General features: G+C 44.6%; 14 protein-coding genes. 5 read left to right on the top strand and 9 right to left on the bottom strand.

The window, feature by feature from the left end:
• The first annotated feature begins 4 nt into the window (after positions 1-4).
• Both PTE_RS11225 and PTE_RS11220 read left to right on the top strand, forming a co-directional pair.
• On the top strand, positions 5-634 hold the full coding sequence (locus PTE_RS11225; protein WP_036846358.1) for a bifunctional 4-hydroxy-2-oxoglutarate aldolase/2-dehydro-3-deoxy-phosphogluconate aldolase: 630 nt from the start codon (positions 5-7) through the stop codon (positions 632-634).
• A gap of 51 nt (positions 635-685) precedes the next feature.
• The gene (locus tag PTE_RS11220) at positions 686-2,734 is read left to right on the top strand and encodes an RNA-binding domain-containing protein (protein WP_036846356.1); all 2,049 of its coding nucleotides are present in this window, start codon (positions 686-688) and stop codon (positions 2,732-2,734) included.
• 428 nt (positions 2,735-3,162) lie between these two features.
• Here the strand turns inward: PTE_RS11220 and glpD are convergent, their stop codons facing one another.
• From glpD to gntX, 6 genes are all read right to left on the bottom strand, one after another.
• Positions 3,163-4,656 (bottom strand): glycerol-3-phosphate dehydrogenase, encoded by a 1,494-nt coding sequence (gene glpD, locus PTE_RS11215; RefSeq protein WP_036846354.1) that lies wholly within the window; start codon positions 4,654-4,656, stop codon positions 3,163-3,165.
• A 247-nt stretch (positions 4,657-4,903) separates the two neighbouring features.
• Positions 4,904-5,662 carry a DeoR/GlpR family transcriptional regulator gene (locus tag PTE_RS11210; protein ID WP_036846352.1) on the bottom strand — a complete coding sequence of 253 codons (759 nt, stop codon included), beginning with the start codon at positions 5,660-5,662 and terminating at the stop codon, positions 4,904-4,906.
• Between the two features lie 18 nt (positions 5,663-5,680).
• Positions 5,681-6,535, bottom strand: coding sequence for a rhomboid family intramembrane serine protease GlpG (gene glpG / locus PTE_RS11205; protein WP_036846349.1), 855 nt, complete (start codon positions 6,533-6,535; stop codon positions 5,681-5,683).
• Between the two features lie 9 nt (positions 6,536-6,544).
• Positions 6,545-6,883, bottom strand: a complete 339-nt coding sequence (glpE, locus tag PTE_RS11200; protein ID WP_036846345.1) for a thiosulfate sulfurtransferase GlpE — start codon at positions 6,881-6,883, stop codon at positions 6,545-6,547.
• 98 nt (positions 6,884-6,981) lie between these two features.
• A complete protein-coding gene (gene nfuA, locus PTE_RS11195) occupies positions 6,982-7,557 on the bottom strand; it encodes a Fe-S biogenesis protein NfuA (RefSeq protein ID WP_023044402.1) in 576 nt (191 codons plus the stop codon).
• Between the two features lie 59 nt (positions 7,558-7,616).
• Complete coding sequence (gene gntX / locus PTE_RS11190) at positions 7,617-8,300, bottom strand: DNA utilization protein GntX (protein ID WP_036846342.1); 684 nt, start codon at positions 8,298-8,300, stop codon at positions 7,617-7,619.
• A 39-nt stretch (positions 8,301-8,339) separates the two neighbouring features.
• Here gntX and bioH point away from each other — a divergent pair, with 39 nt between their 5' ends.
• The 3 genes from bioH to PTE_RS11175 all read left to right on the top strand — a co-directional run bounded on the left by bioH (position 8,340) and on the right by PTE_RS11175 (position 9,878).
• Positions 8,340-9,116, top strand: coding sequence for a pimeloyl-ACP methyl ester esterase BioH (bioH, locus tag PTE_RS11185; protein WP_036846339.1), 777 nt, complete (start codon positions 8,340-8,342; stop codon positions 9,114-9,116).
• Positions 9,117-9,247: 131 nt separating this feature from the next.
• Positions 9,248-9,580 (top strand): type II toxin-antitoxin system RelE/ParE family toxin, encoded by a 333-nt coding sequence (locus PTE_RS11180; protein WP_036846336.1) that lies wholly within the window; start codon positions 9,248-9,250, stop codon positions 9,578-9,580.
• A complete protein-coding gene (locus PTE_RS11175) occupies positions 9,573-9,878 on the top strand; it encodes a helix-turn-helix domain-containing protein (RefSeq protein ID WP_036846333.1) in 306 nt (101 codons plus the stop codon). The genes PTE_RS11180 and PTE_RS11175 overlap by 8 nt, the downstream gene beginning before the upstream one ends.
• A gap of 166 nt (positions 9,879-10,044) precedes the next feature.
• Here PTE_RS11175 and PTE_RS11170 read toward each other — a convergent pair whose 3' ends face one another.
• The 3 genes from PTE_RS11170 to feoA are packed head-to-tail and all read right to left on the bottom strand — an operon-like array spanning position 10,045 to position 12,887.
• Positions 10,045-10,284 (bottom strand): FeoC-like transcriptional regulator, encoded by a 240-nt coding sequence (locus PTE_RS11170; protein WP_036846329.1) that lies wholly within the window; start codon positions 10,282-10,284, stop codon positions 10,045-10,047.
• Positions 10,285-10,293: 9 nt separating this feature from the next.
• Positions 10,294-12,606 carry a Fe(2+) transporter permease subunit FeoB gene (feoB, locus tag PTE_RS11165; protein ID WP_036846326.1) on the bottom strand — a complete coding sequence of 771 codons (2,313 nt, stop codon included), beginning with the start codon at positions 12,604-12,606 and terminating at the stop codon, positions 10,294-10,296.
• Positions 12,607-12,653: 47 nt separating this feature from the next.
• A complete protein-coding gene (gene feoA, locus PTE_RS11160; protein WP_036846324.1) occupies positions 12,654-12,887 on the bottom strand; it encodes a ferrous iron transporter A in 234 nt (77 codons plus the stop codon).
• Positions 12,888-13,128: the final 241 nt, after the last annotated feature.

Here is a 13,128-nt window from a genome sequence, read left to right as displayed (position 1 = left end):
AGTGATGAAACAAATGATTGAGCAGTTACGCCAATTAAAAATTGTTCCTGTGATTGCTGTTGATCGTGCGGAAGATATTATTCCGCTGGGTAACGCACTGGCTGACAATGGTTTGCCGGTAGCAGAAATTACTTTCCGTTCCGCAGCGGCGGCAGAAGCGATTCGTCTGCTAAAAGAATCTCGGCCGGATATGCTGATTGGCGCAGGAACTGTTCTGAATCGTGAACAAGTGGTTGCTGCCAAAGAGGCAGGGGCGACTTTTATCGTTTCTCCGGGGTTTAATCCAAATACGGTTAAAGCCTGTCAGGAACTGAATATTCCGATTATTCCAGGTGTGAATAACCCAAGTGCTATAGAAGGTGCAATGGAATTGGGGCTGAAACTGCTGAAATTCTTCCCAGCAGAACCTTCCGGTGGTTTGCCGATGATTAAAGCGATATTAGCACCTTATACTGAACTCCAGATTATGCCTACCGGAGGTATTGGGCTGGAGAATATCCGTGATTATCTTGCGGTGCCGCGTATTGTGGCGTGTGGTGGCTCATGGATGGTTAGTAAAGCGCTGGTGGATAGCCAGAATTGGCAAGAAATTGGTCGCTTGACTCGCGAGGCGGTGGATTGGGTTAATGCTTAAGGCATAATCGTCCCTGCGTTTTGAGAAAATATGTAGGCAGGAAATTATTTGATGAGTGTAACTTTACAGGAAATCCTTGATCTTCAAACGTTGGTCGAAACGAGTGAAGTTGAGTTCAAACTAGCCAACGGCAGAGATGGCAAAGGCGAATTGCCCCGTGATTTTTGGCCAAGTTATAGTGCTATGGCGAATAGCGGCGGAGGTTGGGTTATTCTTGGTGTGAAAGAAAAAAAAGGTAAATTCACTCCGGTTGGTGTTGAAAACGTAGAAAAAATAAAATCCGATTTATTTAATACTGTTAACAATCCATCTATGGTCAGTATTAATTTGCTAACCGATAACTGTGTTCAATCTGTAAAATTACAGGGAAAAAATGTTGTTGCTGTTCGTATCCCTGCTGCGCTACGTAAACAAAAACCTGTATTTATAAAAGGGGAGCCTTTAAAAGGCACCTATCAGAGAAGAAATGAGAGTGATCAGCTTTGCGATGCTGAGACAGTGAAACGTTGGTTGGCAGAGCAGGTTGAAGACGAGCGAGATGCTCGTGTTTTGACTGGCTTCGATATGTCTGACCTTAATATGGATAGCCTGAAGACTTTTCGACAACTACTTGCTAGTGCAAAACCTAACCATCCTTACTTGGAACATGAGCTTCCTGAATTTCTGCGTTTAATACGAGCATGGCGTAAAGATCGAGCAACTGGACAAGAAGGTTTAACACTTGCTGGTGTTTTGATGTTTGGCAACTGGGATGCCATTATGGAGGCTGCTCCACATTACTTTGTTGATTATCAGGAAAGACCAGAGGCTAAAACTGAATTACGTTGGATTGATCGTATTTATCCGGATGGTACGTGGTCTGGGAATTTGTTTGATTTCTATCGTAGAGTCTACCGGAAATTAATCACTGATCTTAAAGTTCCTTTCGGGATCAAACATGGTCAGCGTCAAGATGACACACTGGTCCATATTGCGTTACGTGAAGCATTGGTTAATACATTAGTGCATGCAGATTTTACAGGAAGGGTCTCCATATTGGTTGTAAAACGACCTGATATGTTTGGCTTTCGTAATCCTGGATTAATGAGAGTACCGATTGAATTTGCCATTAAAGGTGGAGATAGTGACTGCCGGAACAGAATCATGCATCAAATGTTTTTGCTAATTGGTTTAGGAGAACGGGCGGGGTCTGGGTTACCTAAAATATATAGCGGATGGTCTTCTGCTGATTGGCGTCGGCCTAATTTACATGAGCGTCAGATACCTGAGCAAACCTTGTTGGAGCTACCTACTGCTAGCTTGATCCCTGAAAATATCTTAATGCAGTTGAGACTCAGGTTTGGAAGCGAATTTGAACAATTAGAAAATCTTGATCGAGTGATTTTAGCTACAGTTGCTGTAGAAGGGTGGATTAATCATCAACGGGCTTGTGAGCTAACAACTCTACACTCCCGGGAAGTCACTTTGGCTTTCCCCCGGCTTGAATATAAAGGCTTTTTGGTTGCATCAGGTGAAAAACGTAATAAGTCCTACACATTACCGGGTATGTCGTTACCGAACCCAGAAGAAATTTTTTCATCTGTAATAATAAATAGTGTTAATAATGGATTGGGCTTGCTTCATATGGACTCTAGCTTGCCTCATATGGACTCTAGCTTGCCTCATATGGACTCTAGCTTGCCTCATATGGACTCTAGCTTGCCTCATAAGGACTCTAGCTTGCCTCATACAGCTTCAGATGCTCAAATCACTCGGGATGAGTTAGGGCGGCTCACTTCTTCTTCGTTTAGCTTGCCATTTGTTGATCACTTAGAGTACATAAAGTTAGATTTAAGAAAAAAACTGCAAGAAATTGCTAAACCCGCTTATGAGAATCGACGATTAGAACCGGAGCAAATGCAACTGCTCATCACGAAACTTTGCTATTCTCACTATATCTGTATTGATGTGTTGAGTACGTTATTAAATCGTTCAGCGAAAAATCTTAGACAGCGTCATATAAAACCATTGATTGATAAACAATGCTTGATTATGGCATTTCCCCAAACACCGAATCATCCTAATCAGGGGTACACTGCCAGAATGTCATCACAGGGGTAACACCTTTTGCTAAATTAGGTGGCGATTCTTTAAGGTACAGTCCTACCTAAATAATATGGATGGAAATTATGGCAGAAAGGTACGGGAGGATATTTAGTTTCCTGTATATGGAAAAATAGGTTTATATATGCAATATTTTATTATTATTTTATTTTCATAGGATGAGAAATATATACATCATAAGAAAGAGACTTAAAACCTCCATGATTGTTTGTCTGTAATTACTCTATTAACCACTCAGTTATTTTTTTGAGTGATTAATAAAGTAGATTGAATATTGGTATTTTAATGTTTCTGTTAAATAATAAATTTTTATTAATGACTGGCAGATTCGACTAATAAGTGCCATTTGATTGAGCATAAATAGAGAATAAAAACAGGCGTAGTATATATTTTGCGCCTGAAGTTTACGTCAATTTAATTTTTGTTCACAATGGCTTCGCATTCTCTGCTAGCCATACTGCAATGCGCTGTTTCTGCTCTTCATTCAGCCACATGCCCAATTTGGTACGGCGCCATATCGCATCATCCAGTTCAACAACCCATTCATTGTTAACCAGATAACAAAGTTCTGCTTCATACAGACCTTGGCCGAAGAATTCACCGAGATCCGCCAGATTGTTAGCACCTTGCAGAATCAGTTCGCTGTTACTGCCGTAGGTACGAGCATAACGCACAGCAACACCTTCCGGTAACCAGTTGTAGCGTTTACGCAGTAAGCGGGCGTAACCGTCGCGGTCGCAGCCTTCCAGATTACCACCCGGTAATTGACCATTTTTGCTCCAGGCTCCTCCGGCATTTGGATAGTATTGAATCATCTTCTCCATTGCGTGCTCCGCCAGCTTACGGTAAGTGGTCAATTTACCGCCGAATATAGACAGCAATGGTGCTTTGCCCTGCTCATCATGAATATCGAGTGTGTAGTCACGGGTAATTGCCTGAGGCGAATCAGATTCGTCATCACACAGTGGACGTACACCGGAATAGGTCCAGACGATATCGTCACGGCTAATTTGCTTCTTAAAGTGATTGTTATAGACTTCCAACAGATAGTTTATCTCTTGATCGTCGATCTTCACCTCTTTTGGATCACCGTTATATTCCACATCGGTTGTACCAATAATGGAGAATTCATCCATCCAGGGAATAACAAATACGATACGATTATCTTCGTTTTGCAGAATATAAGCTTGCGGCTCATCATGCACTCTTGGTACCACAATATGGCTGCCTTTGATCAGACGAATACCATAAGGTGATTTCAGTTTCAGACCATCGTCAAAGAATTCTTTAACCCAAGGACCGGTGGCGTTAACCAGACCTTTTGCACGCCAGGTATGAGTTTTACCTGTCCGCAGATCTTCGGCTTCAACCATCCAGCCATCTTGTTCACGCCATGCACGGGTAACTTTTGTTCGGGTATGCACTTCTCCACCGTGTTTTTTGACTTCTTGAGCGTTAAGAACAACTAAACGGGCGTCATCAACCCAGCAGTCGGAATACTCAAAGCCGCGGACTAATTCTGGTTTCAGTACGGAATTAGCACCGAATTTCAGTCCTTTACTGCTCGGCAGGCTGACACGTTTGCCTAAATTGTCATAAAGGAACAAACCAATGCGGATCATCCATGCCGGGCGCAGGTGTGGCTGGTGCGGTAGACGAAAACGCATCGGGAAAGCGATGTGTGGTGCAAGATTTAATAAAACTTCACGTTCTGCCAGCGCTTCGCTGACCAAACGGAATTCATAATGTTCCAGATAGCGCAAGCCACCGTGGATCAGTTTTGAACTGGCGGATGAAGTGGCTTTGGCTAAGTCTTGTGCTTCCAGCAGCAGAACAGAAAGTCCTCGGCCAGCGGCATCTGCCGCGATACCGGTGCCGTTGATCCCACCACCGATCACAATCAAGTCTTTGGTTTCCATGCATCCCCCGTAAAAATGTTCGAAACAGTTCTTTAATGTTCGTTTTCGCTCGTGATTGTAATCGGAAATCCATAAATAGCCAACTATATTACTAAGAAAAAACATATTCGCGTGATATAGATAACAAATATTGTCACACCCATATAATTCACATGGCATTAATAAGGAAGCTAAAAGATGGCATAACTGTGGAGTGGCAAGAAGAGAAGATAGGGGATAGTGGTATCCCCAAATATAGAAAAAACTATTAGCAAAGTTCGAGCTGCACGTTATGTTGCTCAATCACTTTATGGATGCTTGGAGGGGGAAGCTGGTCAGTAAATAGGTAATCAATGAGGTTCATATTACCCAAATTGACCATAGCATTGCGGCCAAATTTAGAATGGTCAGTGACTAACATAACGCAACGGGAGTTTTCGATAATGGCGCGTTTAATACGTACTTCATGGTAATCAAACTCCAGCAGTGAGCCATCCATATCGATACCACTGATGCCAAGAATGCCATAATCGAGCCGAAACTGGGAGATAAAATCCAGTGTGGCTTCACCGATAATCCCCCCATCACGGGTACGAATCTCCCCACCCGCCAGGATTAAACGGAAGTCTTCCTTTGTCATCAATAGGGTTGCTACGTTGAGGTTGTTAGTGACAATCCGCAGATTTTTATGATTTAGCAGTGCGTGAGCGACGGCTTCTGGTGTCGTGCCGATATCAATAAACAGTGTTGCGCCGTCCGGGATATGGCTGGCAACATGTTGGGCAATACGGGCTTTTTCTTCTGACCACATGCTTTTGCGGTCATTATAAGCGGTATTGACTGAACTTGATGGCAATGCGGCACCGCCGTGATGTCGCTGTATTTTGTTTTTGTCTGCCAGGTCGTTCAAATCACGGCGGATAGTCTGGGGGCTGACATTAAAGTGTTCAACCAACTCTTCAGTACTGACATAGCCCTGAAGACGTACCAGCTCAACTATTGCATCATGCCGTTGAGTTTGCTTCACGATAGTCCCCTATTGTTCTTAAGAATGCCGGTTGTGAGTGTTATTTTTGAAGGTATGACGGTTATCCCACAGCGCCATCAGTAAGCCGATAATTAAACCGGAAAAATGGGCCGCGTTGGCAATGGCGAGTCCAAATGTGTCGAAATAGCCAATAATCAGCCAGAGGATCGAAAAAGCCATCAAACCGCGGGGAACGCTAATGCCGCGCTCAGGTGCACGTTCGCCGGTTAACCAGACATAACCAATTAAGGCGTAAACAACACCGGAAAGACCGCCAAAATGAGAGCCACTGAATAATGATTGTCCCCAGCCACTGAAAACAGCGGAAACGATAGTGATAACAAACAGCTTTCCTGTACCAAGGCGCTTTTCTGTTTGTCCGCCAAGATACCACCACCACATGAGATTAAAGATGATATGCAGTAGTGAGAAATGCAGTAAACCGTGAGTCACCCAACGCCATAGCTCCAGATGTTGACTGTTGTCTGGCCAGGCTAGCCAGGACATAACCTGATAATCCCCGGTGAATTGCATCCAGAGATAAACGGCGATATTCAGGATCAGAACGGTCATTGTTAACGGGCCAGCCTGACGACTCAAATATTGCCAATTCAGATTGTTATGATATTTCAATGAGTGATTCACATTGCCGGATTGCCAACTGGCCGCCTGATAACGTTCGTTCAGTGGGTCACGGGTAAATTGCTCCAGCTCTTGTTGAACGATGGCGAGTTTAGTGTCATCTTCCAGCCACAGTTCTACGTGCTGCCCATCGTGACTCGGACGCATGGTCAGATGTACTTGATGGGTTGCCATATAATCGATAAAAGCTTGTGCCAGGCGCGGGTTTGAAATAGCGATTACGTGGATCATGAGGTGTTGTTATGCCAGATTATGTAATAAGGAATCAACAGCTTGAGGATAGTCTCTTTGCCAGGCTTCAAAGCCACCATTAATGCTGTAAACCGCTTCAAAACCCATGTTCAGTAAGTACTGAGCGGCGCTCTGGCTGCTGTGACCGTGGTAACACATGACCATGACAGGTTGCTCGAAATGGGTCTGCAACATAAATTCATTTAATGTGTCATTGGTTAAATGAAAGGCCCCGGATGCATGGCCGCCCCGGAAACTTTGTGGATCGCGGATATCCACCATAATGGCGGATTTATCTTGCCAATGTTGATAAGCCTGCTCAGGGCTGATTGTTTGAAAATGTTCCATATATATTCTGACTTGCTCTTAGAATTTAGAGATTATCCCATTAGGTTATTATTGTAGTGACATTTTCCCGACGGTTATCCGAACGGGAAAGTCAGTTGTCAGTAATAAGAGTGTTCACCGCGTTGATGTTCAGTCAAGTCTCTTACACCTTTTAATTCAGGGAACATGTTCAGCAACTCTTTTTCAATCCCTTCTTTCAGGGTGACATCGACCATTGAACAACCATTGCAACCGCCGCCGAACTGAAGGATAGCGAAACCATCATCAGTGATTTCCATCAGGCTGACACGGCCACCGTGACCCGCTAATTGTGGGTTAATTTGTGACTGTAAGACATATTCCACCCGTTCGATCAGTGGAGAATCATCAGAAACTTTGCGCATTTTGGCGTTAGGGGCTTTTAGTGTTAGCTGAGAGCCTAACTGATCAGTGACAAAATCGATTTCTGCTTCTTCAAGGAACGGCGCGCTCAGCTCGTCAACGTAAGCTGACAGTTTCTCAAATTTCAGCTCAGTATCCGTTGCTTCAACAGCGTCAGGTGGGCAGTAAGACACACCGCATTCTGCGGTAGGTGTACCCGGATTGATGACAAATACGCGGATTTGAGTACCAGGTTCTTGGTTTGCTAGTAATTTGGCGAAATGGGCTTGCGCTGCTTCAGTAATATTAATCATATCATTTGCTCAATAGTTGACTGCTATAGTTGGTTATAATACGCCCATTCTCATCTTGACTACAAGGTTCGGCAAATCGCCCAGACCTGCACTGAGCGGGCGCCAGCACGAATTAACAAACGGGAAATTTCGGTCATCGTCGCACCGGTAGTAATCACATCATCAAGTATGGCGATGTGTTGTCCTATGACGGGGCCACAGAGCCGGAACGCTTTCCTGAGATTGGTTTTACGACGTACCGCTGATAAATTTCTTTGCGGTAGTGTAGCACGCGTCCGTTGCAGAATGCTTTGCTGATAATCGCATTGTAGCCATTCTGATAGTTGCTTTGCGATTAATACACCTTGATCAAATCCCCGTTTCCAGCGCCTGTGCCGATGCAGTGGCACACTGAGCAGAATGTTGGGTTTATACCATCGCCCAGCACGATAGCCTTGTTGCCAGTGCAGCAGAAACAGACGCGCCAGAACGGATGCGAGTTGTGGCGTGCTGTGATATTTATAGCGGCGAATCAGGCCGCTCAATGGTGGGCGATAATCGGTAATCGCGATCATATGTTCCCATAGCGGGGGGTTCTTGATACAGCGCCCACAAGGCAGTGAGGTTAATTCTGAGGGCAGTGCACAACGAGGGCACATATTTGTCAGACGTTTCAGCCGCTTGTTGCAAAAGCTGCATATTCCATGATGTGGAAACCACAGAGGCTGATGGCATAGCCAACAGTACCCAACCATTGTTAGCATAGGTTTCTTCCTTGATGGTAAATAAAGTTGAGAATAACAATGGCTGATCTGTTTTGGCAGACTTCTGCGGGGGATTCGCGTGATCTTGTGTTGCTGCACGGATGGGGGTTGAATGCGGAAGTTTGGCGTTCCATTGAAATGCGATGCGCTCCGCATTTTCGTTTACATCTGGTGGATTTACCGGGTTACGGCCGCAGTCAGAAATACGGCGCGATGAGCCTTGATGATATGGCGGATGAAGTCTGGCGGTATGCGCCTGAAAATGCGTTGTGGCTGGGTTGGTCGTTGGGTGGGCTGGTTGCCAGCCGGATTGCGCTTAACCATCAGGATAAGGTTGCCGGATTAATTACTGTGGCGTCTTCACCACATTTCAGTGCAGAAGGTGATTGGCCGGGGATCAAACCTGAGGTTTTGAGCGGTTTCGAACATCAGCTTAGTGAAGATTTCCAGCGCACAGTGGAGCGTTTCCTTGCTTTGCAGACATTGGGTACAGCCAGCGCCCGTCAGGACGCGCGGTTACTGAAATCCGTTGTATTGGCGCAGCCGATGCCTTCTGTTGAAGTGCTTAATGTTGGTTTGGAGATTTTGCGGACTGAAGATTTAAGAGAACCTTTGGCTGAACTTTCCATACCGTTTCTGCGTATTTATGGCTATCTGGATGGTTTGGTGCCAAGAAAAGTTATCAGTATTCTTGATGAGAAATGGCCGCGTTCAGTTTCAGCTATGATGCGTCATGCCGCCCATGCGCCTTTTATTTCTCATCCTGATGAATTTGTTGATTTATTGACTGATTTTGTTAGTAGAGAAGCGTTTTGAGGTTGATAATATAACGAACTTATTATTGGCGTGGTTTGGAATAGTCAAGCGTTCGCCGCATGAATGCGGCGGTTCGATGACTTTTGGTGTGCATGCTAAAATAATCTATATAGGTTAAATGGATTAGTTTTATGTTTTCAGCAAACATTATAAGAGCGGCATTCAAGGAGCTTTCTAAGTTACCTGTTGGTCTCAAAGTTTCAATGATTGAAGCTATTGAAGAATTAGAAGCTGCTGGAACAGACTTAAAAGAGCCTAAAGTCAGAGATATTGGAAACGGGCTTAAAGAGTTAAGAGTGAATGCATCTGAGGGTATCGCGAGGGGGTTTTTCTTTTTTGCCGTTGGACAACAGTTTTATGTTGTTCATATACTGCAAAAGAAAACCCAAAAAACGCCGAAGAAATCGCTTGATCTGGCAAACCAACGAATGAAAGAGATTAAACGGAGTCTTAACAATGTCTGATAATGATTATGATATTATCCCATTTTCTGAAGCTAAAGCGCTTCTCTTAGAAGATACCGCGACTCTGGAAGCATATAACGATATTCAGATCCGCAAAACATTGATGAAACAGCTTAAGGATGCACGTAAAGCGTTGCGTCTTACTCAGCAAGATGTTGCTCAGAAAATTGGCACTCAAAAGCAAAACATCAGCCGTATGGAAAATGGCAAGAGTGTGCCAAATCTGGATACTTTAAGTCGCTATGCTGCCGCGCTTGGCGGAGCATTTGTTTTCCAAAAAATGCCTGTAAATCAATAGAGTGTGTGTTTGAACTAAGAATTTTTATTTTTAAATGAGTAATGGTAGGGTCCACCTGTGATTTATAACCCTTTGGGCCAACAAGGTTGTTGATAAACCCCACTTTAAAAAAGTAGGGTTTATCTCAGACTCATCAATATATGATGAGCTGTTCTATAAGTATGATTCAGTATTTCCCTGTGATCCGATAAACCGCCGTATCACATTTCTGTGTTTCAGGGCATTGTTTGCAACTGCCACTCAGGCAGGCAGTTGCATCAACCTTTTCCAGTTTGCCCATCACTGTAAGTTGTTCAAGCATAGCGGCAATCATCTGTACGGACGCACGAAGCTGGCGGCTCAACAACCTGGCATCTGCCCGTCCATTCAGAGCGACTGTATCCCTTACTTTTAACAGGCTAATCATTCTTAACTCCTAGTGACAGCTTCCACTGGAGCAGTGGCAACTATTTCCAGTGTTGCTGCTCAGTTTCATCGTCACGCGGCTGCGTGTGCGCCGCAGGAAGGAAAACACCAGTGCGTTAAAGAGGGTTACTGCCAGAATGATGATCAGGCTGCTTTGTGGATGCTGTGAGAAAGTCACCATCTGATAGAACAAGGCTGAGATTGAGTAAGCCACATTCAGCCCCCATAGAATGGAGAATGTCATCCAACCGCGGCTTGTTTCACGGGCGATAGCGCCCATCACAGAAACACAGGGTACATACAACAGGACAAAGATTAGGTAGCTGTAAGCTGAAATAGCGGAGCCAAATTTTGTACTCATTATTCCCATAGAACCGCTATCCATCTCTCCGTCGCCTTTACTGGCTTCGATTGGGTTGGAAAGCACACTCAAAGTGAAGGTGTCTTTCAGGCTCCCCCAAGTTTCACCAACAGCCTCTTTCAGTTCACCAAGCAGGTTGAACCCCTCTGCGTCAAATGGCTCATTTGTAATGCTTTCTGCGGTGTACAAGGTATTCAGTGTCCCGACAACCACTTCTTTTGCCATCGCGCCGGTTATCAGTCCCACGGCTGCCTGCCAGTTATCTGCGTGAACGCCAATTGGCTGTAACAGTGGTGTAATAACTTTGCTGACCGAAGCCAGTGCTGATTCGTTGATGCTATCAACGGCTTTACCAGAGAAAGAGAAGCTATTGAGCGCACCAATAAACATACTGGCGATAACGATAACTTTACCTGCACGGATAACAAAACCTTTCAGGCGTTGCCATGTTTGCAACAGCAGGGTTTTCAGATGTGGAATATGGTAAACCGGAAGCTCCATAACAAATGGCGAGGCTTCACCACGCATAATGGTGTATTTCAGCATCAGGCCAGTCAAAATCGCGACTACAATGCCCAATATATAAAGAGAGAAAACAACGGTTGCCCCGTTTTTGCCGAAGAATGCAGCGGCAAAAACGGCAAAGATTGCCAGCCGTGCACCACAAGACATAAATGGTGCCATCATAATCGTGATCAGACGCTCACGCGGTGCATCCAGCGTTCTCGCGCCCATAATTGAGGGTACGTTACAACCAAAGCCAACGATCAATGGGACAAAAGATTTACCTGGCAGACCCAGAACCTGCATCAGACGGTCCATGACAAACGCCGCCCGCGCCATATAACCGGAGTCCTCAAGGAAAGAGAGGAACAAATACATCATGCCGATTTGTGGTACCAGTGGCAGAACCGTGTTGATACCGCCGCCAATACCTTGCGCGAGGAAAATAGTCAGCCATTCAGGAAAATGTAACGTATGACCAAGCCATTGAACGCCATGAATGAAAATAGCGATAGAACCTGCGTCGAAAATAGGCTGTAATGCACCACCGATATTAATCGCCAGTACGAACATTAAATACATAACCGCCAGGAAAATGGGTACGCCCAACCAGCGGTTGAGGATGATGTTATCAATTGCCTGGGTGAGTTTGTTTGGCGTTGCTTTTTGGCTGTCGATCACTGCCATACATAAGGTGTTGATGCTTTGATAGCGTGCATCGGCAATAACCAGTTCAGGTTCTTCGTATTGCTGTTGTTGCAGGCGTTCTTTGGATTCAGCCAAGATTGAGGCCGCAAGGCCAGAACGTTCCAGGCTGTAAATGTCCCCTTCAAGTATCTGAAGTGCTAACCAACGGCGTTGTTGAGCATTAAAATCGTCTGAAATTGCACCAAATAGCTGATCAACTTCTTGCAACAGGTTGTCAGGGTAGCGAATCAATGACTGCCCAGAATTCTGTTTATGGCGGTCAATCGCTTGTTTCAGTTCATTGAGTCCGGTTGCTCGGGTTGAAACCATTGGAATGACCGGACAGCCAAGGCGTTTCTCCAACTCAGCAATATTGATTTGAATATGCTGGCTTTTAGCGATATCCAGCATATTCAGCGCAACAATGCAGGGAATGCCTAATTCCAGCAGTTGTAATGTCAGATAGAGATTTCGCTCAAGGTTAGCAGCGTCTACGACGTTAATCAGCATGTCAGCATCACCGCTCAGGATGTAGTGACAGGCTATCTGCTCATCGAGTGATGTTTGTTCAGAAATCGTGGTCAGAGAGTAGGTTCCCGGCAGGTCAACCAGCTCAATTTTATGGTCTTCTGTGATAAAACGGCCAATTTTGCGTTCTACCGTGACGCCTGCCCAGTTGCCTACACGTTGACGGGCGCCGGTAAGTTGGTTAAATAATGTCGTTTTGCCGGCGTTGGGATTGCCGATTAAGCCAATGGTCAGTGCTTTCATGTTTTTGATGCCAAATTAGAAGTAACAGTTTTATTGCTTGCAATGGATTATGCGTTGCATTGGGCGTCGTCTAATGTGAGAAATTCCAGATCTTTTTTTCTCAGAATCAGGTTAACTCTGCGGGCCTCAATTTGTATCGGATCACCTAAAGGTGCTAAACGGACAACATGAAAAGAGGAACCGGGCAACATGCCTAATGACAGTAATTTCTGTCGGTAAGCTGGGCTGATCTTGGGAGAAAAGCCAATGATCTTGTAACTATGGTCTGGAAGAAGTTGCATATAACCTTCCGGGATGTGTGATAAGTGAAAGAATCTTGAGAACTAAAGTTGTACTTATATTAGATAAAGTACGATTTTCATCCTATGCATGTTAATTGCAAATAAGAATAATAACCAACATTAATTTCAATATTAATCGCATTTTCAATAATTGGATGTTCAGTAAGTCACCCAAGTTGACAAGGATAAGTGGATTTGGATTTTGCCTGATGGCAGAGATGAGATATGCACTGCCAAAGCA

Source organism: Photorhabdus khanii NC19, assembly GCF_000517265.1.
Classification (GTDB): domain Bacteria; phylum Pseudomonadota; class Gammaproteobacteria; order Enterobacterales; family Enterobacteriaceae; genus Photorhabdus; species Photorhabdus khanii.
This window is presented reverse-complemented; position numbering and strand designations above follow the sequence as displayed.